Origin of the sequence: Nostoc sp. MS1 (assembly GCF_019976755.1) — a bacterium.
GTDB lineage: Bacteria > Cyanobacteriota > Cyanobacteriia > Cyanobacteriales > Nostocaceae > Trichormus.
The window spans coordinates 2,081,916-2,106,654 of the sequence record NZ_AP023441.1; the positions used below are offsets into that span (position 1 = coordinate 2,081,916).

At 39.0% G+C, this 24,739-nt stretch carries 24 protein-coding genes; 7 read left to right on the plus strand and 17 right to left on the minus strand.

Annotation, left to right across the window (positions count from 1 at the left end):
• Positions 1-117: 117 nt before the first annotated feature.
• The 4 genes from cbiD to NSMS1_RS09070 form a co-directional block, all read right to left on the minus strand.
• Positions 118-1,233, minus strand: a complete 1,116-nt coding sequence (gene cbiD / locus NSMS1_RS09055; RefSeq protein ID WP_224092643.1) for a cobalt-precorrin-5B (C(1))-methyltransferase CbiD — start codon at positions 1,231-1,233, stop codon at positions 118-120.
• Positions 1,234-1,307: 74 nt separating this feature from the next.
• Complete coding sequence (locus tag NSMS1_RS09060) at positions 1,308-1,604, minus strand: hypothetical protein (protein ID WP_224092644.1); 297 nt, start codon at positions 1,602-1,604, stop codon at positions 1,308-1,310.
• Between the two features lie 38 nt (positions 1,605-1,642).
• Positions 1,643-2,239: a DUF3177 family protein gene (locus NSMS1_RS09065; RefSeq protein ID WP_224092645.1), complete on the minus strand. Its 597-nt coding sequence runs from the start codon at positions 2,237-2,239 to the stop codon at positions 1,643-1,645.
• 286 nt (positions 2,240-2,525) lie between these two features.
• Positions 2,526-2,762 (minus strand): Calvin cycle protein CP12, encoded by a 237-nt coding sequence (locus NSMS1_RS09070; protein ID WP_224092646.1) that lies wholly within the window; start codon positions 2,760-2,762, stop codon positions 2,526-2,528.
• Between the two features lie 377 nt (positions 2,763-3,139).
• Between NSMS1_RS09070 and NSMS1_RS09075 the strand changes: the two genes are divergently transcribed.
• Positions 3,140-4,357, plus strand: coding sequence for an FIST N-terminal domain-containing protein (locus NSMS1_RS09075; protein ID WP_224095177.1), 1,218 nt, complete (start codon positions 3,140-3,142; stop codon positions 4,355-4,357).
• Between the two features lie 51 nt (positions 4,358-4,408).
• Here the strand turns inward: NSMS1_RS09075 and NSMS1_RS09080 are convergent, their stop codons facing one another.
• The gene (locus NSMS1_RS09080) at positions 4,409-5,572 is read right to left on the minus strand and encodes a metallophosphoesterase family protein (protein ID WP_224092648.1); all 1,164 of its coding nucleotides are present in this window, start codon (positions 5,570-5,572) and stop codon (positions 4,409-4,411) included.
• 363 nt (positions 5,573-5,935) lie between these two features.
• Here NSMS1_RS09080 and NSMS1_RS09085 point away from each other — a divergent pair, with 363 nt between their 5' ends.
• Together NSMS1_RS09085 and NSMS1_RS09090 are read left to right on the plus strand one after the other, a co-directional pair.
• Positions 5,936-6,358 (plus strand): hypothetical protein, encoded by a 423-nt coding sequence (locus NSMS1_RS09085; RefSeq protein ID WP_224092649.1) that lies wholly within the window; start codon positions 5,936-5,938, stop codon positions 6,356-6,358.
• Positions 6,322-6,819, plus strand: a complete 498-nt coding sequence (locus NSMS1_RS09090; protein ID WP_224092650.1) for a transposase — start codon at positions 6,322-6,324, stop codon at positions 6,817-6,819. Before NSMS1_RS09085 ends, NSMS1_RS09090 begins: the two co-directional genes overlap by 37 nt.
• Before the next feature lie 124 nt (positions 6,820-6,943).
• Here NSMS1_RS09090 and NSMS1_RS09095 read toward each other — a convergent pair whose 3' ends face one another.
• From NSMS1_RS09095 to NSMS1_RS09115, 5 genes are all read right to left on the minus strand, one after another.
• On the minus strand, positions 6,944-7,105 hold the full coding sequence (locus NSMS1_RS09095; RefSeq protein WP_224092651.1) for a type II toxin-antitoxin system RelE/ParE family toxin: 162 nt from the start codon (positions 7,103-7,105) through the stop codon (positions 6,944-6,946).
• On the minus strand, positions 7,102-7,359 hold the full coding sequence (locus NSMS1_RS09100; protein ID WP_224092652.1) for a type II toxin-antitoxin system ParD family antitoxin: 258 nt from the start codon (positions 7,357-7,359) through the stop codon (positions 7,102-7,104). The genes NSMS1_RS09095 and NSMS1_RS09100 overlap by 4 nt, the downstream gene beginning before the upstream one ends.
• Positions 7,360-7,448: 89 nt before the next feature.
• The gene (locus NSMS1_RS09105) at positions 7,449-8,384 is read right to left on the minus strand and encodes an alpha/beta fold hydrolase (protein WP_224092653.1); all 936 of its coding nucleotides are present in this window, start codon (positions 8,382-8,384) and stop codon (positions 7,449-7,451) included.
• A gap of 171 nt (positions 8,385-8,555) precedes the next feature.
• On the minus strand, positions 8,556-8,933 hold the full coding sequence (locus NSMS1_RS09110) for a DUF4112 domain-containing protein (RefSeq protein ID WP_224092654.1): 378 nt from the start codon (positions 8,931-8,933) through the stop codon (positions 8,556-8,558).
• 84 nt (positions 8,934-9,017) lie between these two features.
• Positions 9,018-9,920: a YihY/virulence factor BrkB family protein gene (locus tag NSMS1_RS09115; RefSeq protein WP_224092655.1), complete on the minus strand. Its 903-nt coding sequence runs from the start codon at positions 9,918-9,920 to the stop codon at positions 9,018-9,020.
• A 175-nt stretch (positions 9,921-10,095) separates the two neighbouring features.
• On the opposite strand from NSMS1_RS09115, the gene NSMS1_RS09120 reads away from it, so the two are divergent.
• Positions 10,096-10,317 carry a helix-turn-helix domain-containing protein gene (locus tag NSMS1_RS09120; RefSeq protein WP_224092657.1) on the plus strand — a complete coding sequence of 74 codons (222 nt, stop codon included), beginning with the start codon at positions 10,096-10,098 and terminating at the stop codon, positions 10,315-10,317.
• Positions 10,317-11,204: a hypothetical protein gene (locus NSMS1_RS09125; protein ID WP_224092658.1), complete on the plus strand. Its 888-nt coding sequence runs from the start codon at positions 10,317-10,319 to the stop codon at positions 11,202-11,204. The genes NSMS1_RS09120 and NSMS1_RS09125 overlap by 1 nt, the downstream gene beginning before the upstream one ends.
• On the opposite strand, the gene NSMS1_RS09130 is transcribed toward NSMS1_RS09125, so the two are convergent.
• Positions 11,201-12,076 (minus strand): DNA adenine methylase, encoded by an 876-nt coding sequence (locus tag NSMS1_RS09130; RefSeq protein ID WP_224092659.1) that lies wholly within the window; start codon positions 12,074-12,076, stop codon positions 11,201-11,203. The two genes, NSMS1_RS09125 and NSMS1_RS09130, sit on opposite strands and share 4 nt — an antisense overlap.
• A 206-nt stretch (positions 12,077-12,282) precedes the next feature.
• On the opposite strand from NSMS1_RS09130, the gene NSMS1_RS09135 reads away from it, so the two are divergent.
• Complete coding sequence (locus NSMS1_RS09135; RefSeq protein WP_224092660.1) at positions 12,283-12,759, plus strand: hypothetical protein; 477 nt, start codon at positions 12,283-12,285, stop codon at positions 12,757-12,759.
• An 18-nt stretch (positions 12,760-12,777) separates the two neighbouring features.
• On the opposite strand, the gene NSMS1_RS09140 is transcribed toward NSMS1_RS09135, so the two are convergent.
• Positions 12,778-13,479 carry an ATP-dependent Zn protease gene (locus NSMS1_RS09140; RefSeq protein WP_224092661.1) on the minus strand — a complete coding sequence of 234 codons (702 nt, stop codon included), beginning with the start codon at positions 13,477-13,479 and terminating at the stop codon, positions 12,778-12,780.
• Positions 13,480-13,649: 170 nt separating this feature from the next.
• Here NSMS1_RS09140 and NSMS1_RS09145 point away from each other — a divergent pair, with 170 nt between their 5' ends.
• Positions 13,650-14,846 (plus strand): DUF4336 domain-containing protein, encoded by a 1,197-nt coding sequence (locus NSMS1_RS09145; protein ID WP_224095178.1) that lies wholly within the window; start codon positions 13,650-13,652, stop codon positions 14,844-14,846.
• 52 nt (positions 14,847-14,898) lie between these two features.
• On the opposite strand, the gene NSMS1_RS09150 is transcribed toward NSMS1_RS09145, so the two are convergent.
• The 5 genes from NSMS1_RS09150 to NSMS1_RS09170 all read right to left on the minus strand — a co-directional run bounded on the left by NSMS1_RS09150 (position 14,899) and on the right by NSMS1_RS09170 (position 24,545).
• Positions 14,899-18,417, minus strand: a complete 3,519-nt coding sequence (locus NSMS1_RS09150; RefSeq protein ID WP_224092662.1) for a hybrid sensor histidine kinase/response regulator — start codon at positions 18,415-18,417, stop codon at positions 14,899-14,901.
• A gap of 94 nt (positions 18,418-18,511) precedes the next feature.
• Positions 18,512-21,814 (minus strand): GAF domain-containing protein, encoded by a 3,303-nt coding sequence (locus NSMS1_RS09155; protein WP_224092663.1) that lies wholly within the window; start codon positions 21,812-21,814, stop codon positions 18,512-18,514.
• Between the two features lie 207 nt (positions 21,815-22,021).
• Complete coding sequence (locus NSMS1_RS09160) at positions 22,022-22,495, minus strand: chemotaxis protein CheW (RefSeq protein ID WP_224092665.1); 474 nt, start codon at positions 22,493-22,495, stop codon at positions 22,022-22,024.
• A gap of 43 nt (positions 22,496-22,538) precedes the next feature.
• Entirely contained in the window at positions 22,539-22,901 is a 363-nt protein-coding gene (locus tag NSMS1_RS09165; RefSeq protein WP_224092666.1) for a response regulator transcription factor, read from the minus strand.
• A 432-nt stretch (positions 22,902-23,333) separates the two neighbouring features.
• Entirely contained in the window at positions 23,334-24,545 is a 1,212-nt protein-coding gene (locus NSMS1_RS09170; protein WP_224092667.1) for a response regulator, read from the minus strand.
• Positions 24,546-24,739 lie beyond the last annotated feature (194 nt).

Sequence of the window (24,739 nt, forward strand, 5' to 3'; positions counted from 1 at the left end):
CTAGGTAAAATGCGTTTGTACTTTTCATTGCGGCAGGGTATTAAAAGCTATAAATTACACTACAGTCGCTATTGATTAATTTATTTAGTTGGATTATTTATGATTATTTATAATAAATTAACATAAATTTCCCATTAAGTTACAAGCAGTTTTGCTCTTCACAATAATTTTGCGATCGCGGTCAAACAAAATCGAGCCGCAGATTGTGGTATCTTGACCTCTGCTGCTATGACTTTGAATATATTCTTGACTACGCACGTCGATAGTTTCGGCGATCGCGCTATAAACTCGATTTATCCAATCACTACCTGTAGAATCATCTAAGGATTTGAGGTGTTTGAGTGCAGCTTCAGCCGTCGGAGAGTGAAACACAACTTCTATATCTTGTGGACTCAAACCTGCTAAAGCACAGTGTGCCGCTAAAACTTCTCGCCGTCCATCAGCTAGGTGATGGTGGGTGTGAAAAATCCCTGCGGCTAGTTTCATTAACTTCCCATGATAGCCAAATAACAAAATTTCCTGGACACCCAAGGCATCAGCTTCGACTAACATCGGCCCTAGCCAATTTGCAGTTTTCACTAATTTCTCAGGATTAATGCCAATTTTTCTTGCCAAATCTAAACCATTCTCGCCAATGCAAAATACCAAACTTGTAAATAAACTAGCTTTTTGTTGCAATTCGCTCAAAAAAGCATCAAGTTGGGCTGGGGAACTCAAAGGTTGAGAAATACCTGTGGTTCCGAGTAAAGACAATCCTTCCACAACCCCGAAAGCAGAATTGGAAGTACGCACCGCGAGCGATCGCCCTTCCGGTAAGATAATAGTAACAATAATTCTTTCGTCTGCGCTTAGTAATCTAGTTAAATTTTCTCGCAATAATTTTTTAGCATAACTATAAATAGCAGCTTGGTTATTAGCGTTGGTTTGCTTGCCAATACCTTCGCCGCCCTTAATAGTTATTTGTTCACCCTCAACACCGCCCCATTCCACCAAAGCCCAAATCGGTGTATCTCTTGTTAAATCAAGATTATCACCCGGATCAGATCGAGTAATAGCCAAAGCCATATTTTCTGATAAACCTGCCACCTGTTCCACAGGTATTTCCGCAAATCGTGCAGGTTCAATCAAATCAACCGACACAACTTTTACAGGTTGACGCTGACGTAACCAATGCAAAGCTGCAATTGCAGCCGCACAAGCAAAAACAGGTAAAGTATAGCCGGAATTAGTCATTAGTTATTAGTCATTAGTCCATAGTCCATAGTCAACAGTCAGTGTTTTTCTCCCTCTGCTCGTCTGCTTCCCAATTAAACTCCCACTTCTGCGAGAATACTTTCCATCGCTTCCCAAGAAATTTCGCGTTCAATGTAACGGGGTGATTCAGGATTGTAAGGGCTGGCGATGCGATCTATACTAACAACCTTTGCCTCGTCGGGAATTACTGGTACATCAGGATCAAATGCAGTTGAACGCATCAAGGAACTAGAGAAACCTTTGAATATGGCTACTTTGTCTTGTTCGTCGCCGATTTCCACAGTTACTAATAAAACTTCTTGTGGACGTTTGATGGTGTATTGTTCTAACCGCTTGCCAATAGGATTCATTTTGAAAGCTGAAAATTGAGAGTTGGGCAATGTATAAATTACTGTGGTGTAGCCGAGCGTCCCTGCTTGCCGAGCTTAACTAATACAAAGTAAGTAAGGTATAGTACATATATGATTAAACCAACGATACCCAAAAAACCGAGAAAACCGGGTTTGCTATTGAAGTGGAAGTAATCTTTATACACTAAGGGCGCTTCAAACCAGACACTACAAGTAGGATTCTGCCCAACATTCCCAGAAAAAGCACAACCCACAAAAGGAATGAAAGCTATAGTTCCTAAAATAGAATAAATAGTAACAGCCCAACGCCAAGAAGCAAAAGCGAGTTTTAAGGCTCCACTTGGTTGATACTCAATTTCATCATTGAGATCCACCCAAAACCACAGAGAGATGGGAATGAGGATTTGTCCAATTAAGCCAGAGATAAAACTCACTGGATACTGAGCAATCATTAAATAGATAGTGACTACTAATAGGCTGGAGACTCGCCAGTAAATAGTTAATAACTTTTGTATTCCCTCTGCTTGTTGCACATAAGCCCAAATCAACAGAATTAAGGGAATAAGCATCAAAAATAATACTGCCAGACGGTAATCAATCCAGACTAACTGACGAAACCAAACGCCATTTTGCATAATTAATTGTGGGTTATTCAAGAATACGGGCTAATTTGTTGTCATATTGTGGGTTGCAAAAAAACAAGCAACGCTCAGAACATGATCATCAATATTTTGCACCTACTGTAGCAAATTGTCTAAGAACTGCCTCATCTACAAATTTGTAAATAAAAGCTCAACACGCCTAAAATTGCGTAATTCTTAGGGTTAAATGCTGCGGAAGCCGCTTAAACAGAGGTTAAAAACACTAAGTTAATCAAGTCTGGTTGCTTGTCTGTAAGAAAAAAGTTTACAAAGTTAATTTTTATTCATCATAAACGCGGCACTCAGCAGCTTCTGGATTATCATCACAGTACTGTTCTAGAGAATTTTTTTTCTTTTCTAGGCGCTGGTGGGAAGCTTCAGCTTGCAGTTCTTCAACTGCATCCCAAGCCGCAGCACATTCGGCTGAGTTGCTACCTGAAGCATCACAGACGGCACGAGCTTGTTCTACTTCTTCCTGGATTTGGTCTTGAAGACCTTTTGCTTGAGTATCAGTCATTGGCTTTAGTCTCGTTGTGTGTTGATAATAACAGTATAGAAAAGTTGCAAAAATTTCTATTTTTCGTTCTATCAATCACCATTCTACCTAATGAGTTGCATCAGCTAGTTGCGTGAGTTAATGTATACATTAAAATTACGACAAAGAAGAGTGCTGGGTGCTGGGTGCTGAGGAATGAGTTAAAGGACGGGGCTATTTGTGGTAAAGAAGTAATTAAGAGGTCAGAGTAGGGAAGATTAAGAAGATAGGCGAATGTGGTTTTAGCTCCCACACAATGGGAAAATAAATACTACTTATTACTGATAACCCGAAACTCAGCACGCGCTAAACGCACCGCTACCGCTAACAAAACTCAGCACTCAGCACTCATAAAACTCATGGCAGACCGAATGCAGTGGGCAAATGCCCTATCAACCCGCCCTTCTTTAGAAGCAGCTATTACAGATGTAGTACAACGGGCTACCTCATCATTAACAGCGCCTGCGGATTTGGGGATAGTGTTCATTTCTTCTGCTTTTGCTAGTGAGTATTCGCGGGTTTTACCGCTTTTGGCTGAAAAACTTTCTGTACCCGTGTTGATTGGGTGTAGTGGTGGTGGTGTAATTGGGACGGGTGCTACTGGGCAAACTCAAGAACTAGAAGCCCAAGCAGCAATTAGTTTAACTCTGGCACACTTACCAGGTGTAAATTTACAGGTATTTCATGTTGTGGGCGAGGAATTACCCGATTTAGATAGTCCTCCAGATACGTGGATTAATTTGATTGGCTTACCACCATCACCAACGCCTCAGTTTATTTTGCTATCAAGTGCTTTCTCGTCAGGAATTAATGATTTATTACAAGGGCTAGATTTTGCTTATCCCGGTTCAGTAATTTTAGGTGGACAAGCTAGCGCCGGGGGAATGGGTAGCCGTTTGGCTTTGTTTTGTAATGGTAGCCTGTACCGTGAGGGTACGGTGGGTTTGGCGTTGAGTGGCAACATTGTTTTAGAAACTATCGTGGCGCAGGGATGTAGGCCAATTGGTGAACCAATGCAAGTCACGAAATCTGAACGCAATATTATTTTGGAATTGGATGAAAAAGTGCCGTTGGTGGTGTTGCGAGATTTAATTGCCAGCTTGAGTGAACAAGAACGCGCTTTAGCACAGCACTCTCTGTTTGTTGGTGTGGCGATGGATGAATTTAAGCTATCTCTACAGCAAGGAGACTTCCTCATTCGTAGTATTTTAGGGGTAGATCCTGCCGGTGGTGCGATCGCTATCGGTGATCTCGTCCGTCCTGGCCAACGCCTACAATTCCACCTGCGAGATGCTCAAGCCTCCGCCGAAGAACTACAATTTCTTTTAGAACGGTATCAAACACAGCCTCAATTCGACAACTCTGCTGTCGGCGCTTTGATGTTTTCCTGTGTAGGACGCGGTGAAGGACTCTACGGCAAACCTAACTTTGATTCTGAGCTATTTAAACGCTACATCCAAGATATTCCAGTCGGTGGCTTTTTCTGTGGTGGCGAAATCGGCCCAGTCGGTGGTAGAACTTTTCTACATGGTTACACATCCGTCTTTGGGATTTGCCGAGAGTCAGGAGACAGTTGACAGTTGACAGTTGACAGTTGACAATTGACAATTTTTTCTGCCCTACTCCCCCTACTTCCTCATCTCCCCCCACTCCCAACTCCCAACTCCCAACTCCCCACTCCCAACTCCCAACTCCCGACTTCCCACCCTGTCCAACAACAGCGTGCTATTGTTATCAATCAAAGTGGCGGCGCTGTAGGTTTGGATGTAATGGCGTATTTTTTGGGGAAAGTGCGGGTAGTCTAATACTGCATCACCATCGGCGATGGTTGCCCAAAAGTCACGCAAGGTTGGTGCTAGTTCTTGGGCTTGGGCTAATGGTAAGTTGAGGGGAGAGAGGGTAAGTAGTTTGACTAAAAAGGGAAAGGAGCGATCGCCCATCCACTCCCGTGATAATTGTTGTAAGTTAGGAAAATCTGGGACTGATTGGACTCGATGGGACAGGATTTGCAACCATTCTTTACCCTGACGATCGCGATGGAACTCTAAAACTCGATAAGGGTGAGGATAGCTGACTAAAGAGCCTGTTGTAATATCATACACACCATCAGCACAAGCCACATCTTGGACGTGTAAGTGACCAGTAAATACTAGGTTTACCCCATAACGTTGTAATAGTTGCACTACTTCTGGTGCATTTTCCAACATATAGCGGGATGCCATCGGGTGGCGAGATTGATGGGGCAAATGTTCCACTACGTTGTGATGCACCATCACTAATACCAACTCATCAACTGCTGCGGCTAGTACATCTTCTAACCATTGCAGTTGTTGGGTATCTAAACGCCCCACTTGCTGACCTTCTTCATTAAAGAAGTTAGAATTTAATCCAATTAACCTGACTCCAGGTAATAATTGCTGGGTATAGTAAAGTTCATTAGTATCTTGATAACCAAACTTGCGGTAATACTTCGGAAAATCAGCAAAAGCAATTGATTGTTGATTCGCCGCTACTACAGGAACGTCATGATTACCCGGTACAACGTAAGTTGGAAAAGGTAATTTAGATAAGCGTTGTTGCAACCAGATATGGTTTTCTGGTTCGCCGTGTTGAGTTAAATCTCCTGGGAGTAAAAGAAAATCTAAATCAAGTTGTGTTAAATGTTCTATGGCGCTTTCAAAAGCTGGGATACCCACTTCTACCAAGTGAAATCGGCTAGGATGATCCCAGATTGTGTGAGAAAGCGCGATGTGTAAGTCGCTGACTACAGCAAAGCGAAAATTTAGCACCATTGATTTCCAAAAATTGTTAGAAACAGTAATTTAAACAAGCCTTTTTTACAAAGTATAACCTTTGCTCTGCTCACTTGCTTACGTGTGGCTTGTCTTAATATTTGTAAATATTCATAGAAATAGTCAGATTAGCAGTAATTGACTTAATTAAACTACCAGTTAGATTTCGATTTATTCTTAGTAGATGAGAAACTATTTTTTCCAGTAATTTTAGGAGATAAACTAGGTATTATAATTGCCGAGCAATCATTGAAAACAAATATAGTTAATATTAACCCAAGTTGCTAGTTACTCTCTTCCGAAAGATGACATAGGGGTAAAGAAACAAGAAAATCCCTCCAGACAGAGAATTAGGAGGGATATATGTTAAATGAAATAGTTACCATCTATTCTGTCATAGATGACCTGTTGAAGGCGATCGGACATGATGAAGATAGTCGTTGTGAAATGAGCGATGGAGAAATTATCACAACGGCAATAATCGCAGCTATGTACTTTGGTGGTAATCACAGTCAGACTTGCAGCTATATGAAAGACCATAATTTGATACCACGAATGTTAGAAAAATCACGATTTAATCGGCGATTACACAAAGTCTCGATGTTAATCAACGATTTATTTCATCAAGTAGGAATGGCACTCAAAGAGATTAGTGAAGATACGGAATATCTTTTAGACTCATTTCCGGTGCCGATATGTGACCCTACGGGTTCGCCACTTCCTACAACGGGGGGAACCCCCGCAACGGAGTGGCTCATAATATTCGCATCTTTAATGCGAAATTGATTCAATCAGAAGAATATCGGGGTTATATTGCATCGAAGAAACGTTATTTTTATGGAGTGAGAGTACAGTTATTAACCACCAAAACAGGTATTCCGGTGGAATTTGTGTTCATGCCAGCTAGCGCGACAGATATACGGGGATTGGGAGCTTTACCCTTGAATTTACTACCAGGGAGCCAAGTTTATGCCGATTGTGCCTATCTTGATTACACTGTAGAAGATGACTTGATTGAAACTAGTCAAATCTCGATGCAAGTCATGCGAAAAATTAACTCTAAACGCCAAGATGCACCGTGGATTCAATACATTAAACAGTCTATTCGTCATTACATTGAAACTGTATTTAGCGGCATTACTAGGCGCTTTCACAAATCTATTCATGCGGTAACATTTGAAGGGTTTTTACTGAAGTTACAAGCTTTTATTTTTGCTTATACTCTGCAACAAGCTTTTATTGACTAAGTTGTAAATGTTACTTCATCTTCAACTACACTGAATATTTCAGATTGCATTTTCATGGTGATTGTAGTTCGGACAATCCCTCATTTACTGTGCCTACACTTTCCATATCCTCTTTTATCTTCTATTACCCGCAACTTTGGTTATTAGGGAAACTAGCTAACAGTTTACACTTGGCACGAATGTCATCAAAAAGCTTAGAGGCTGCTTTTGGGTTACTCCGAGCAACATATTCACAAATTTCATTTAAATCTTCAATTGCTACCTCTGAAAGTGAATAATTATTCATTCAGAATATTCCTCAGCAATTAAACGAATTTTTTCTTGTAACCTAGCAAATACAACTTCGCCATCAGTTACTTGTCCTGCTGCAATTTGTTCAGTTCCTACAACTATTTTCTGCCATAATTCTTCAAGTCTCTGCTCTCTGTCTTGTAGCAGTTTAAAGGCTTCATTGATGACATCATCTGCACTAGCAAATCTACCACTTGCCAACTGTGCCTGAATAAATTGCTCTAGTTCTGGTTTAATTTGGATGTACATATCTATTTGTACCTTTTTAATTCTGATTTGATACTATTTTAGTACCAAAGCAATACTGATATAGTGCCTCTAGTTCCTGTACTGCTTTTTCACACAAAATTAGTCTGTTGCAAAAATTTCAAAATTGCTTGGTTTACCACTTTAGCTGAACCAGTAGAAGCATCATGATAGCAGTTTTCTAAAATTTGAAATTGAGAGTTAGGTAAGTGTTGATGCAATTTCTCCCCATGACTCACCGGAAACCAACTATCTTTATCACCCCATAAAATTAGTGTAGGTGACTCAATAGAACTCAAATTTTTCTGAATCTGAGTTAGCATATTAGGTTTATTTGCTTGCCAATTCTCAATTTCTTTGGCTGCTATTTGTAATTCCTCAGCAACTTTTACCAAAGTACCAGGAATCTCAACAAAGGGATAAGTAATCCAGTAAACATCCTCTTGAGTTAAGATTGATGGATCAAATAATACTTTACGCCTTTCTATTGCCATGATTTCCTTAACTAATGGCGCAAATAAATAAGCTAGACGTAAGGAGTCTATTGTTTGCAATAATTCAATAGGAATTTGAGACAATATCGACATTGCCCAATGTGGTAATTGTTCTGCAAAAATTGGCGCATTAATTACTACTAAACGCCCAACTAATTCAGGGCTTTTTTGTGCTAAGGCAAGAGCCACTAATCCACCTAACGATTCAGCCACAATTACTGCTGGTTCATCACATAACTCTTGAATTATGCGCTCTAATTCAATAACTTGATGCCCACTTTTCTCTCGACGGAAACAAGGTTTATCAGAAAAACCGAAGCCTTTAGCATCTACACAAATAACTCGAAAATACTTAGATAATGGAGCGACACTGTAACGCCAATTATAGCTCCAACTACCCATACCGTGTAATAGAAATAATGGTCTACCTGTACCTTTTTCACCGTATGCAATTTGTACAGGATATCCATGAACATCACTAATTATCAGACTTTGCCGCCCTTTGGGGAAAGTTTCTTGCCACCAATCTTTCATGTCTTTGCTTAAAGAGTGATCTCAACACTCGTTAAGGCATTCTACAGCAGAAATATGGGAAGTGGGGAGAGTTGGTTCGACTTCGCTCACCAACCGGAAGTGGGGGAGCAGAAGAGCAGGGGAGAATAAATTTTGACTATGGACTAATGACTAATGACTAATAACTAATAACTAATTCCCATTTAAGTACTTTTCTATTAGCTTAATGTTGTAGTGATTCGCTGTCCAGGCAAAGTCAAACAGGTCGCCGATGATGGGGAAACTGCCTATCAAACTGTCAATAATGATATTGACTATCATGCGGTTCAATATATTTTTAGGCACACCCAGCCGCGAAGCTTCAAAGACTATGTAGCAAGAAAGAATTAAACCTAAAGCGTCGCCACCAATAGGTATAATTCCTATGATTGGGTCTAAACCCATAGCTATCGGTGTACCGGGAATTTTGATTACTGTATCTAACAAGCGGCTTACTTGACGTAGGCGTTTTATAGTGGCTGCTTGAGTATTAGTGTCAATATAAGAGAATTTAGGAGAAGATTCAGGCATTCAGGCGATCGCTCGTTTTTAGAAATAAAATTGCTCAATATCTTACAGCTATTTGGTGATTTTTCACAGTCGTAACTATACTTATTAATGAACCTCTTGTACAAAGTTACGGGGTTTTTTCGCCTGCATATCTTGACCCACAGTCACATTTAATTGGTCGCCTATTAATAAAACAGCAGAACTCATCCACAGCCACAGCATCAACACTATCACTGTCCCTACAGCACCGTAAACTTTGTTATAGTTACCAAAGTTTGCTACATACAAGCGAAATAAACCAGATAAAATTGCCCAGAAAACGGCTGCAATTATTGCTCCTGGCATAATTGGTGTGCCTTGATTCCAAACACTAGGGCCGTAACGATAAATAAAACTAAATGCTATAGCCATAATTCCTAAAGCTAAAGGCCAACGCAGTAATTGCCAAAGGTGCAACAAGAATATTAAAGAATTATTTTCATTCACCACAATTGCTAACAAGAAGTCACTAATAAACACCAAAAAAGAAGCCAGTACCAAAAGTAAAATAGTACCTATCGTTAATCCTAAAGAGACAAGTCTGGCTTTCCAAAATGGGCGTATTTTATCTTGAGGGATTTGATGAATTTGATCAAAGGCTGTCATTGCAGTATTGATTGCACCAGAAGCTGTCCAAAGGGCAATGACAAAACTTAACGAAAATAAGCCGCTATTTTGAGAATGGGCAATTTCTTGACTAGCAAAATCCCTAATCAATCCCATCGCTTCCTCTGGTACAACTTGGCTTAATTGTCCTGCCATTTGCTTGAATGTTTCCTGTAAGGAGTCTGCAAATAAACCAATGGCTGTAAGTACTGTAAGAATTGCCGGAAATAAAGATAACATCGCGTTAAAGGCAATTTCTGAGGCCAGTCCCAAAAGTCGTCTTTCAGTTGTCCTAATATAAGTTTTCTGGAGTGTACGCCAATTGACATGACGAAAGAAGCGAACAAAACGAGGCAACGGCATAATTTGAGTGATGGCAAAGGATTTACTCTAATTTGCCAGATTTATTGCCGCGATCGCATCTACCGTAACACTGGTTAATTTCTGATAAGTTTGACACTAATGCTAACTATAGTATGTAGAACTTTAGTATGCAGCCGTTTACTACTATGTTTAGTTATGTCTTGATCAAATTTATATGAAAACGGAAATATTAAAAAAATTTGGTCAAAGAGTAAGAGAGGAAAGATTAAAAATGGGTCTCTCTCAGGAAGAATTAGCGGAAAAAGCAGGTCTTCACAGAACTTATATAGGCATGATTGAAAGAGCTGAAAAGAACATTACCTTAATTAATATTGGAAAAATTGCTATAGCTTTAGCAATTAGTATTGAGGATTTATTAAAAGGAGTTAGCGAATAGTGAATATTTCTGAGGAAGAGAAATGGATTAATGAAATTCGTCAATATTGTCGCTCTTTAAATATATCAACTAGTGATTTATATAAAATAGTCACTGATTTAAAGGTCGCTCCTATGATTCGTGGGAAAGCATTTGAGTTTTCCCTGCACTCTAAGTTGGTACAACTTTTACCTGCTGAAGATTGGACTGTGACTAAACCTGTAATTAATGCACAGACTGGAACCCACGATATTGATATTATGGTTAGGCATAATAGAACAGGAAAAATTATATCAGTAGAATGTAAATTAGCTGGGAAAGGAATGTTTAATGTCGCTAAAAGCTCAAAAACTGGATTTTATAAAAAAGGCGATTATTTAATCAAGGTTAAGTGTATGCGATCGCGTACAACTAAAACACCCGAAAAAGTTAACTCAATGTCAAAAAAGCTTGGGGTAAGTCCTGAAATGTTTCTTGCTCATAGCGATCAATATAGAGCAACAAGCTTTGATGTAGTTGCAACTTCTATAGGAAATGCGTTTTATGAAACATTAGAAGACAACGATGGTAATCTAATGTACAAGTTTGAACCTAGTGAAAAAGGTATGCAGTTTATACAAAGACTCAAACCTTCTGCCAATGATGAAGAATTTTTACAAGAATTTGTGTACAACAAAGTATACCTTGCTTGTTCATTAGATATTACAGTAGCTAACGATAGCGGAGTAATATGTAACAAACAAGCTTGTATAGATAAGCATAGTTGTGGTTTTATTCCTAATTATCCGATCATTAATTATGGAAATATGGAAGAATTACCATCAGAGATTATTCCTAGCCCTCAAAATGGTTGGGTAGAGATAGAGAAATGTCTTCCTTTTTTTGAAAGTCTTTTAGAGAGAATTTAAAAACTTATTACTAGTTGCTTTGGCTCTTGAGATAATTCAGCATTAGAGTCATAGTTTAATATGAAAATCTCCTTACCTTTATAGCGTTCTCCTTTAAAATTGTCCTCTTTTTTCTGACCTTTTTTTTGATCATCTGTTCTATTTATTGTATAGTTCCATTCCTTATCATGTATTTCTATTGCCCATTCATATAAATCTCTAACTTCAGTACTGTTATCGTAAGTTAGAAGGAATTTAATTCTATCATTATGTTTTTTGAGTATACTACAGAGCCTATAGTGATCATCTATTGAAAAGGAGTGTGTGTAAAACTTATCTTGGTCTGCATTAAAATAAGGAGGATCAATAAATAAAAAAGTGTTATCAGGTACGGTTGATATCACTTTTTCAAAATCAAAGCAGGTAATCTCAACATTCTGAAGCTTTTCTGAAGTTCGTAGGATATTTCTAGGCCAGTTTTCTGGACGCATACTGTACTTGTCACCATAACCCCAATAGCAGTTTTGCGGCTTCATTATACCTGAGTAAGATGTTCTATTGAGATAAAACCAACGTGCTGCTTCTTCCAATTTATTTTGCGGTTTAAAATCATTTTTATAATATGAATGCCTTTCTTTAGTTGCTTTCTCCCCACTTAAATATTGAATTAGCTTGTCTGGTGTATCTCTAATGATTAAATATGTATTTATGAGCGCCACATCAATATCATTTAACCAATTTTTATTTACCTTCTCTTTTGCAAAGAAGATAGAACCTCCTCCAGCAAAAGGTTCTACATAGTATGAGTGAAAAGGTATATGTTTAAGTATCAGACTACGTGCATAAAATTTTCCGCCAGCATAGCGAAAAGGTGAGTTTATCGGCTTATTCATGATCATTCAGTTAGACAAGTTTAATAGTTAAGATGCTAACTATAGTATACATAATTAAAAGTTGTCAAGATTGTAGATAAATATGCGATTGCTTTATATGGAGAAGAAGTTATACTTTGTTTATTTCATTAGCCAATTAACTAAAACTGGCTATTAAAGAATAGTTGACTTTGTATAATTCAACAGTAGAGGAAATAAGTAAATAAATGCCAGAAAATATTGAAGTTGGTCAACACTTAACCCAACAGTGGTTAACGGAAATCCAAACACTCAAGCAACAGTTAATCGAACAGCAACAAGAACGTGATGCTGCTTGGGAAAGTGCTGAGAAGTGGCGCAAACTATATAACACAGAAGCAGAACAACGTCGCACAGATGCAGACTTTTTTCGTCAAACGATCGCATCTCTCAAAACCGAAATTCAGCAACTCAAGGGGATTGATGGACAAACCTTACCTGATGCTAAAACTAGCGTGGGTGTGCAGCAAGAATTGTCACAAATACGTAGTGTAGAAGAATTGAAAGCTAAACTGGTTGATGTGATTAAAGAACGCGATCGCTTACGCCAAGCGTTGAAAACTGAACAAGAAAACCACGCCCAAAGCCGTAAAAGCCTTACCACAGCTTTGGGTGATGCAATAGATAGCTTGGCACGGGAAAGAGTAAAGGGAAATGGTGAGTAAAATATATTACTGCTAAACCTAAGCAACCTTACTCTCTGTTTCCATTTGAGCATCGGCGATCGCTTTTTGGCAATCAGCGATTGTTGCCCTTTGGCGTATGGCTTGGGTTAAGGCTTGGTAACTCAACCAGTTGTCTTGAATTAAGGTTTTCGCTTGGAGAATGTGGAACCGTTGTTTTTGCTGACAAAGGGACTCAGAAAAACCCAAAAGTCTGAAAACATTTGCTAGTTTCCTTCTATCATCATTCCCACCTTCAATACGCTCAAAAACTAAAGTTTCCGCAGCAATTCCTGCCATCAAAATAGTACAGTAGCGTTCCAGCGTTTGATGGCTGATTTTGCCTTGTTCTAACTGAGAGCCTAATTCAGTATCATTCAAAGAAATACTACCTTGCCCGGCTTGTCCTTGTCTCCAAGCCTCCCAGGCGCTGAGAGTGTAACCTGTAACGGGAATCCCCAACAAGTGAGCTACAAGAAAGTGTCCAGCTTCGTGGTGAATAATGCGATCGCGGTATTGCGGTGAAAAACCCGCAACCCAATCTATAAAGATAGTACCGCCCTTACCTTGCAAGCTGAAACTATCAAAAGTGGCTACACCCAAAATTGTAAAGGTAGCAAGTGCTGGAATTGTCGGTGATAAATTAATTAACGGCCCCAATAGAGCCGATAAAGTCATAACAAAGACAGATATTGCAACTAAATTAAAAGCAGTTTGGTTCATAGTGATTTAGTCATTAGTCATTAGTCATTAGTCCATAGTTATTCTCCCTCACTTCCCCATCTCCCCCCACTCACCCTAGCCAAATCTCTCTTAATATTAAGGGAAGCACTATGCTCACTCAACCTTCCTAATGCTAGAAATTGATCAGCAGCTTGCAGTGGGCAATAATGATGAACTTACAACCACACTCACACAATCATCGTCCTCAAGATTGGGCTTGGCCGTTTTGGCCGGCTTTACCGCTTTATCCGTATGGGAGAAGGCGCACAGTTTGCCGGGAGATAGTTAAAGATACTATCTGGACATTCGACCAAGTTCAAGGGGTTCTATATACGGTAGTGCCGATTAGGATGTCGGTAATTAAGCTGAATGCTGGTGGATTGCTGGTTTATGCACCCGTTGCTCCTACTAAGGAGTGTGTACGATTGGTAAATGAGTTAGTCGCCAAGCACGGCGAAGTTAAGTATATAGTTCTGCCTACCAGTTCTGGACTTGAGCATAAAATATTTGTTGGCCCCTTTGCAAGAAAGTTTCCCCAAGCACAGGTGTTTGTGGCTCCGCATCAGTGGAGTTTTCCGTTTAATTTGCCCCTGAGTTGGTTAGGGTTTCCACAAAAACGTACTCAAGTTTTACCAGAAGATTCTCGTCAAACTCCCTTCGCGGATGAGTTTGATTATGCAGTATTAGATATTAATCTGGGACGGGGTTCTTTTGTCGAGGTGGCATTTTTACATAAGCGATCGCACACTCTACTTGTAACTGATTCCATATTATCTATATCAGCAGAACCACCAGAAATTTTACAGTTAGAACCTTATCCCCTATTATTTCACGCCAGGGATAATGCCCTCCAACCCATCGAAGATACCCCAGCTAATCGTCGCCAAGGATGGCAGCGTATCGCCCTATTTGCTATTTACTTTCGTCCCAATGCCTTGGGATTAACAGGGTTAGGGGAGATGTGGCGCGACGCACTCAAAGCACCAGATCATTCCCCAAAAGCATACTTCGGTTTTTTCCCCTTTCGCTGGCAAGAAAATTGGCAACAATCATTTACAGCCTTATCTGCCAATGGACGACCATTTGTTGCTCCCATTTTACAAGTTCTCATTCTGCCTCAAGCCCCAAAACAAGTCCTGAACTGGGCTGAGACAGTAGCAAAATGGAATTTTCAACAAATTATTGCTTGTCACTTTGATGCACCATTTGCTTGCACTCCAGAACAATTCCGTCAAGCATTTAGTTTTCTAGATAAGAACGCGCATAACGACAATCAAAATCTGTTACCAGAAGATTTGAAATTTATTAAAGAACTGGAAGCAAATTTACTGAAGCAAGGTATTGCAACACCACCAAGGGAGAAGTAGTTAGTTGACAGTTGACAGTTTTTCTCCCTCATCTTCCCCACTCCTCACTTCTTCAAACTGTAAGTAATCGATTCAAATCTGCCTTTGCTGAATTAATTAAATTTTCCACAATTGCAATCAAATCATGCTCTAGATAAGGTTTGGATATATAAGCTTTTGCACCTAATTCTTGAGCAAGTTGGCGATGCTTTTCGGCACTGCGGGAGGTGAGAATGATGACGGGAATTTTGATGTATTTGGGGTTTTGTTGAACATGAGTTAAGAACTCAAACCCATTCATCCGTGGCATTTCTAAATCAGAAACTACGAGTTGAATTTCTGGGTGGCGTTGTAATTGTTCTAAAGCTTCAACACCGTTTTGGGCTTGTATGACTTGATAACCAGCTTTTTGCAGAGTCAGGGATAGAGTTTGCCGTAAACTAATGGCATCATCCACTACTAAAATTACTTGATTATTTTTGGGAACGGAAGCTGATAATAAAGGTAGTGATGGGCTTGGTTCTGATGCTGATAAGGTTTGTTGATTGCCAGAATCAGCTTTTGGCAAGACAGAAGTATCTAATGTGGCTTCCATCTCTACCGACTCTAACAGTAAAGCACCATCAATCACTAACATGAGGTTGCCATTAGCTAAACTACTACAACCATAAACGTATTTAGGAGGTGCGATCGCATTCCCTAAAGGTCTAATTACTAATTCTTGTTCACCAATAATTTGGTCAACTTGTAAAGCAAAAGTACCTTGATTCCGCCTTAGCATTAATACAGGATGATTCATTGCTTCTGTATGATGCTCAGGTAGTAAATTATTTACACTCAAATTATTAAATAAACTACCATTGTAAGCCATCAACTCTGAAAGGTGATACAAACTCACCATTGTATCTTCATTCCCGGTATCCCAATGTAAGACTCGTTTGCCTTCAAATTCTTTAATTTGTTGTGCTGTAGGAATAACTATTTTCTCAATGCTATCCAATAGTAGAGCATAGATAACACCTCCAGCTTGCACCAGCATTAATTGATCGGTAGTCATAGAAAAGGGTATTTTAAGAATAAATTTTGTGCCTTGATTGGGCAAAGTTTGTACAGCAATTGAGCCATTAAGTGCTTGCAGTTGAGAACGGACAATATCTAAACCCATCCCACGTCCAGACAATTCACTGACTTTTTCCGCAGTGCTAAAACCAGGTGAAAACATGAACTCCAAAAGTTCAGAATCATTGATTTGTGCTAAATATCCTTTAGATTCTTCCTGGGATGGGATTAAATTTAGTTCAACCGCTTTTTTGCGAATGCTATCTAACTTTAATCCTTGCCCATCATCCTGGACTTCTATAATTGTTTGGCTACTTTGACGGTAAGCGCAGATTTCAATTACGCCTTGTTCTGGTTTACCACGTTCACGGCGAATGTGTGGTGGTTCAATACCATGATCAAAAGCATTGCGTATTAGGTGTAATAAGGGATCGTATAGCTTTTCGGCGATCGCTTTATCTATTAGTACCTCTGTACCGTTAAATCTTAAGTCTACTTGTTTGTGGTAAACAGCATTCAGATTTTTTACCATCTGCGGGAAGCGGCTGAGAATGCTTTCTAAAGGTAACATTCTCACTTCCACTAGGTTATCTATCAAACTGAAAGCTAAACTTTGCTTTTTATCGCTAAGTTGATTAGCTTGCTTGAGAAGTAAATCAATCGATTCTGTAGCTTCTTGTAGTTGTGATGTTTCTTCTAGCGCTTCGTGTAAAGTTAAATGAAATTCTGTATAAGCATCCATTTCTAATGGATCAAAATCAACCGAGGCAAAGCTTTGTTTGTATTGTGCTGCTATTTGTCTTTGTAGTGGTAAATCTCGGAGTTGATTTAATGTTTCTTGATGCTTGCTTAGTCGCAATAATAACTGCTCAATAATTTCCCGGATTTGTTCATCATTTAACGTGCGCCTCTTTTGATGAATGAGTAATTCACTTGCTAAATAGTTAATGCGTTCTAATCCTTCGACATCCACCCGCACAGATGCGGCTTTATGATTCTTTCTGATTTGTGAGTTTTTAATTATTTGTTCATTAACCCCATCACCAGATATTTCTGTAATGTCTGTAGTTGATGGTTGACTCACTACTAAAGATGTTGATGATTCGGCAACTTCATTAGGTTCTACTTGCTGTTCAACTTGCGTCTCATCTTCATTAGCATCTCCTCCCCAGATTGCTTCTAACAAAATCTCATTGGTGTTAGATGCCGAAGTTAATATTTCTTTAAAAACAAGTAGTTTTTGTAATTTAGGGTTCTCAATCCAATTTTTCTCATTGGCTGTAACAGGCGGATGCTGCTTATATTCTCTAGCTACCGAACCAATTTTATTGTGTAAATCTTTGATAATTAAAATATTGTTGGCAGCTTTTGTAATTGAATATTGAAATTTGACAACTGCTAACAGAATGATTAAAACAATACCTTGGCGATAAAGACAAACATTGTTGCTATCACCTTTATTACGGACAAATTGTAAAAAGTTATGTACCCAAGCTTCAATATATTCAGATGAACTAGCAAACTCATGATTTATCAGTAGTAAATCCCAAGTTAATGATGACTCTGGTACACCTATTTCGTGGTTAAACCAGCCAAAAATATAATGAACTACCTTTAAATATAATTTGGCAGTTGTTGGTTTAATACACTCATCTTTATTAGTTCCTGCTGTGGTTAAAAACTGGTAGAATTGTTCTTGATTAGCTAAAAATTGCGAGTTTGATACTTTAGATAGCTGTTCTGTAGCAGGTAAAGCTAGTTGCTTTAAAGCGGTAGAAGCCTTACCGCCATGAGTGCGATCGCCTGCTAAAATATCTTGCTGTGCTTGTAAAAAATCTGCATAAGCAGCCTCAGTAATTTGCCGTGCTTGGTTAGGGTTGGCTTGCAAAGCTGTTAAAGTTGTTTGGGCAATTTCTCCAAAACCAGGCAAATTTAAAGACTCAGCCAAGCCAATAAATACTTCCGCTTGAGCAGTTAAAAAATCTACTAATTGTGTATTATCTTTTATATTCTTAAGAGCTTCTGATATACTTTCTAAACGTTCCTTGACACCTGCTTCAAAAATAGATTTAACAATATCAAATCCTAATTCTTCAGATGTAGGTATATGAGCATCATTGCCAAAATCATCACCTAATTTTTCTTGTAGTTTCGCAAATATCGTAGAAGCCCTTTGTAATATTTCTTCTTCGTTGATAATATTACCATTTAATTCCGCAGTTAATGCCAGATGCAAGCATTCATATGCTGCAAATAAGAGTGTTTGTAAATCACCATCTATATTTATATTCGGATTATATAAAGCCTTAAATACATCTTCTAAAGAATGGGCGATCATTTGAATTGTTTTTAGCCCAACAGTAGCCGCACCGCCCTTAATTGTATGGGTAGCTCGCATTAAGTTATGCACTTTAACCGTGCTATGACTTTCTACAAGACTAAATAATTCTTGCTCGATAGTTTGAATTAACTCTGGGGCTTCTGCTAAAAAATAGATATAGCCTTGTTCACGAATTTCAGTATCAGTAATCATAATTCTGAGAATGGGGAGTGGTGAGTGGTGAGTGGGGAGTGGCGAGGAAGGAGTTTTATCTGCCTTTTGCTCCCTACTCCCTAATTCCTCGCTATTAATTCACTTTGAACTTACCAGCAGCAGCTAACAAATCATGTGCCATTCCTGATAAATCTTGGAAGACAGTAGCAATATCTTGTGATTCAGCAAAAGTTTTGTTGGCAATTTCTGCTACATCGTTCATTGAATTTGTTACTAATACAGATTGCCCCATTTGTTTTTGCGTAGCATCGGTAATTCGTTGAATTAATTGACTAATTTCGGCAGTTGCAGAAACGATCGCATTTAAGTTTTGTCTGGTTTCACTGACGAAGTTCGTTCCTTCCACTACCTGCTGAATCCCGGCTTCCATCGCCACTGCTACTTCTCCTGTTTCCTCCTGAATCTCTTGGACTAATTTTTCGATTTCGATGGTGGCGGCGGCTGACTGGCGAGACAAGGAACGGACTTCATCGGCTACTACTGCGAAGCCTTTACCATATTCACCTGCGCGAGTCGCTTCAATGGCGGCGTTCAAAGCTAGGACGTTGGTTTGAGTGGCGAAACTACTAATCAAGTTCACCACTTTAGAGATTTTCTGTGAAGATTCACTCAGACGCTTAATCTTTTTACTGGTTTGGGCAACGGTTTCGCGTATTGCTTGGATGGCTTGTACAGTTAAGTTCATCGCCGCATCGCCAGATTCTACAGTTCGGTTGGCTTGTTGCACTGCTACCTGTACCAATTCGGCGCTAGATACTACAGCTTGGGTAGAGTCTAGCATTCGTTGAATTTCGCCTAAAGCGATATTGATTTCGTCTGACTGTTGTTTCGCTAAGTTATTTAAGCCGGCGAGGGAAGAATTACTTTCAACGGAGGTTTGCGCCACTTGTTGCGAAGCTGTTTGCATTTGTAGGACAAGTTGGCGTAAGGCTTGCAAGGTGTTATTGTAAGCGTCGGCAATTGTGCCTAGTTCGTCCTCGGTGATGGGGGCGCGGACTGTTAAATCACCATTCAAAGCTGGACGTACAGCTAATAATAGTTGAATAGAACGTTGTTGCAGTAACTCCTTGGCTGCTTTTTCCCGTTCTGCGGCTTCGGCTAACTGTGCTGATTGGGCTTGCAGTTTTTGTAGATATTCAGTTTGTTGTAATGCTAACCCTAATTGGTCGCCAATTCTGGCTAAGAGGGTGACTTGTGATTCTTCCCATTCACGAGGACTGGAGTTTTGATAGGCTGCGAGTAATCCCCATAATTCTTCGCCAAAGAAGATAGGCACAATTACATAAGCTTTAACTTCAAACTGTTCTAAGATTTCTACATGACAGGGAGAATGTCCTACTTTATAGATATCATTAACAACAAAGTTTTCGCCTTTAGCATATCTACCACCTTGAGTTTCTTGGAGGTGGGTGTCTTCCCAAACAGTCCTGATATCTGGGCCTACAAGTTTCACCCAACCACCACCCGCAGATTCGGCAATAAATTCGCCACTCCAATCAGGATTGAAGCGATAAACAGCTACGCGATCGCTTCTTAATAATTGTCGTACTTCTAGGGTAGTGATTTTGAAAATCTCATCCAAATCTACAGCTTGGCGGATGCGGTTAACTAGCTTTGTGAAGGCTTTTTCCAATTCAGCTATCTGAGCAATTTTCTCAGATTTGACTCTCACCTGTTCTATATAATCTAACTGAGCTTTGGCTAGGCTAAATTGTGAAGCAATCTGATTTAAGAAGTTGACTTCCCAAGGTTGCCATTCACGGGAACCAGAGTTTTGATATGCTGCCAACAAGCCCCATAGTTTTTCACCGAAAAAGATAGGCACAATAATGTAAGCTCTAGCTTCAAACTGTTCTAATATTTCGATGTGGCAGGGTGCTAAACCAATTGTATAAATATCGTTAACAACAAAGTTTTCACCTCTGACGTAACGACCACCTTTTGTTTCTTGCAGATAGGTATCATCCAAAACGGTTTTAATATCGGGGCCTACCAATTTTGTCCAACCACTACCCACTGACTCAGCCACAAACTCGCCACCCCAGTCAGGACTAAAGCGGTAAACAGCCACGCGATCGCATCTTAATGATTGGCGGACTTCTTGAGTTGTAGTTTTAAAAATACTATCTACATCTGTAGCTTGGCGAATACGGTTAACTATCTTGGTAAAGATTTTTTCTTGTTCAGCAATCTGCATGAGTTGTTCAGATTGCAAGCGTAATTGTTCTAAATATTCTGCATGGGAAATAGCTACACCAAATTGCAAACCAACTTGAGTTAAAAAGCTAATTTCCCACTCTTGCCATTCACGGGAGCCAGAGTTTTGATAAGCTGCGAGTAAGCCCCATAATTCTTCTCCTGCAAATACAGGAGCTATCATATAAGCTTTAACATCAAACTGTTCTAAGATTTCTATATGGCAGGAGAAGTGACCTACTTTATAAATATCGTTAACGACAAAACTCTCTCCTTTGGCGTAACGTCCTCCCTTGGTTTCTTGTAAGTGAGTGTCTTCCCAAACCATTTTATAATCGGGAGTGACTACTTTTACCCAACCATTACCTACAGATTCGGCGATAAATTGACCACTCCAGTCAGGATTGAAGCGATATACACCCACGCGATCGCATTTTAATAATTGACGAATTTCTTGGGTAGTCGTTTGGAAAATTTTATCGATGTCGTGTACTCGTAAAATTTTATCGATAACTTTAGAAACCGATTGTTTAGCTTGGTTTTGTAGTTTTAATTGATGTTGAAATTCAAAACTCTGCAATCGATAAGTTAACTCTGTACTAATTTGTGTGAGGAGAGTAATTTCTGTTTCTTGCCATTGTCTTTGGCTAACACAACTATTAACCACCAGTAAACCCCAAACTTTACCACCTACAACGATTGGTAAAGTCAAACTTGCTTTAATTTGGAATTTCTCTAATAGTTGTTTTTGATAAGGTGTGAATTGAATTTGTTCAACATCATCAATTATGATTGGCTCTACATAATCTTTACTGGTTTGTAAACCAAAGGTAATTCCTGGTAGAATTTCCCCCAGAGTTGGTGTCCAACCGAAGCTTCTAGATTCAGCCACAACAGTTCCAGATTCCTGGGAATTGAACTGATAAATTAAGACGCGATCGCTAGATATTTTCTCTCTAACTTTAGCAGCCGTCACTTTTACCACTGCATCCCAATCAGATACTTGGCGCATCTGAGTAATGATATCTTGTAATTGCTGCCGCCAAAGTTTTACCTCTTGGGCGATCGCGTTATTTTCTGATGTTGTTTTTTGATAATTATTAACTAAATTTTGATTCTCTAATGGAGCAATTGTAGTGCTTTGCTCATTCTCATTACTGTGATGATATGCAATTGTCATTTGATTAACCTCAAATTTTTAATTAACTGTGGAAATGTTGCCAATAAATGATAAATTTATATTTATAGCAGTCGCCAGATAGATAAAAATATCAACCAATATTTTCTGCTACAGATACATACTTATTAGCAAATATCCCTGCTGGGCAGGAATTTATTTTGGGATGAATTAACTTCAAACCCAAAACTTAAAATTATCTGGCTAAGATTAATTATGTGTATTCCATAAAGGAGAGTGAATAATAGCACTAGCATCTAAATTGAACATCATTCTCTCATCACTATTAAGAAAATATCCTTGCAAGAAAGAAGAAATTGATGCTGAGAATAATTCAGCAGATGGTGCTTTCATTTGACTATTATCTAGGAACTCAATATCCATCATTTGCCGGACTAAGACTCCTAAATACTTACCCTCATCCTCCAGCACAATTGCCATCATTTTTGCTAGAAAATTGGTGTTATGTGATAACGGCGGATAGCCTAACATTTCTTCTAAATCGACTAACCACAACATTTCTCCGCGCCAATTATACGCGCCTAAAACGCAACTTGGCATTTGGGGAACGCCACATATGTCCACCAAAGATACTGGTAAAACTTCTGTAATATTCTGTAAAGAAATCACTGCTGTATCTTTGATTCCCAAATTAAAGCTTAAAAATTTTTGCTGACTTTCCAAATTTTTACCCTTTAATTTATTTAATATTTGTTTATTATTGGCATTATTTACAGAGCTTTTTAAGAGTTAAGGTTAGCTCTTCCTGACTGATTGGCTTAGAAAGATAAGCTTCAGCACCTAGCATATTTCCCCAAGTTTTATCTACATCACTATTTTTGGTTGAGCAAAAAACAACAGGAATGCTGCTAGTATTAGGATTATTTTTCAATTCTCGACAAATTTCAAATCCACTTTTTCCTGGTAAAATGACATCAAGAAATATTAAATCTGGCTTGGTTTTGTCTAATTTTGCTTGTGCTTCTTCGCTACTAGTAGCACTAATGACAGAATAGCCAGCTTGCTGTAAATAACGGCTTAATACTTCGCGATCAGTTAAGCCATCTTCAATAACTAAAACAGTACTCATGGAAACTCCCTATAAAATCGTTTCAGCTAATCTACCAAATTCAAGTATGCACCTAAGCCGAGTTAATCTTGGCTGACATTTTGTTATAATTTTGATACTTTGTGGTTAAATCTGGCTCAGAAAAAATACGTATCCTTCAGATTTTATAAGCTGAAATTTACTTGTTAATTGCAAATAATTGTGTACCAGATTTAAAGATAATTAATTTTGCTCAGTAAGTTGTTATTACCAGTCAGAAATATGATTACATCACTAAGCCTCTTGCACAAATAATTTAGCGATCACAATAAATTACTTCAAGAGTTATTTTTTTGCGTTCTCCTTTGCGCCTACCCTGCGGGTTCCGCTTAAGCGGTATGCGTGAGCCTTTCACTAATACTTTCAGCAACACCAAAGTATTTATGCAAGAGGTCTATTAATTAGGGTCATTTTTTAATGACATACTTCCAAATGCGATCCAGTTTTAATTGTGGGCGCTGCTTGTACGGGTAAATATTTACGGATAATACTCATTACCCTATCTGCTGCTACGGGTTTAGTGAGAAAATCTGTAGAGCCGACTACCTTGGCACGGACTCGATCTAAAAGACCATCATTTCCCGTGAGGATGACTACTGGTGTGTTGGCAAAAGTAGAAATACGCCGCAACTGGGTGCAAATTTCATAACCACTGGCAACTGGCATGACTAAATCAAGAAAGATTAGGTCTGGTTTCTCTTGGATCAGAACTGGTAGAGCTTGGATAGCGTCCTGAATCTTGATAAACTTCATACCGTTAGCAGTAATAATATCCTCAAGCATCTTGCAGACTTGAGGGCTATCATCCACGCAAGCAATAACGGGAGCCTTAGATTTTTTAGATTGTGCAGGGGTAGGGGTAGCGGGACTTTCTACAACATTGAGAGGTAAGTCGGGTAGTTCCACCAATTCAATAATTCCTTTGAGGACGTAGGGAAGCAAAGAACGGGAGACTGGCAAAACATTCTGCCTCATTTTGGCAGCTAGTTCTCGCAGTGTAGATTTGCCATTAATTAGGGTAACGAAGTTTTTGTAAACAGATGGACTGACATGTTCTTGCAGTTGTTCTGGTCTACGAATTATCGGTGCTAAGTCTGGAAATACATTGGTCAAGCCAGCTTCTGACCACAATTTCCAAGTGTCTAGCATCTGTTTCATCGATACATCTGCGCTGGTGAAACTCATGGGTGTCTCCAGCACAACTTGTTGATTGCGTTCTACACGAAGTGTAGTGCCAGAGGCATCGGAACTAATAGAGATAAAATTACTCTGCTGGGCTAGGTCAAACAACAGTTCAGTTATGGTGTTTTCAACAACAGCATGAACTTGTTCTCGTTGAATTTTCTGTTTTTTATACAGAATTTCCAACAAACGATAATCCCAATAATTCATTGAGATATCTTGTTGACGTAGCTGCATTTTCTCAACATCGATTTGAGGACAATGTTGATTCATCAGCCTGCGCCAACGACGAAAAGGATGAGTTCCGCTTGTAGCCCAAACTATCCTACCTAGCCGATAATAAAAAGTCCATTGATGCCCTTTTGGACTAGTAATATTTAACTGACCGTTATATTGGAGTTGGGTACAAGTTCTAAATTCGTTAAGTACGTTATTTGATACCATCGGTTCCGGGTGGTTGGTACTTGATACTTGTGTTATGAAAAATCAGCCTTAACAAAGCCCAAATTAATTAAGTTGTTAGTTGTAACAGAATGTATAAGTCAAAAAAATATTTGACTTATATAGTAACTAAAAACTAAAAACACTATGATAGCTTTACACATGAATTATTTTTTGTTAAAAATATAATTCATAAG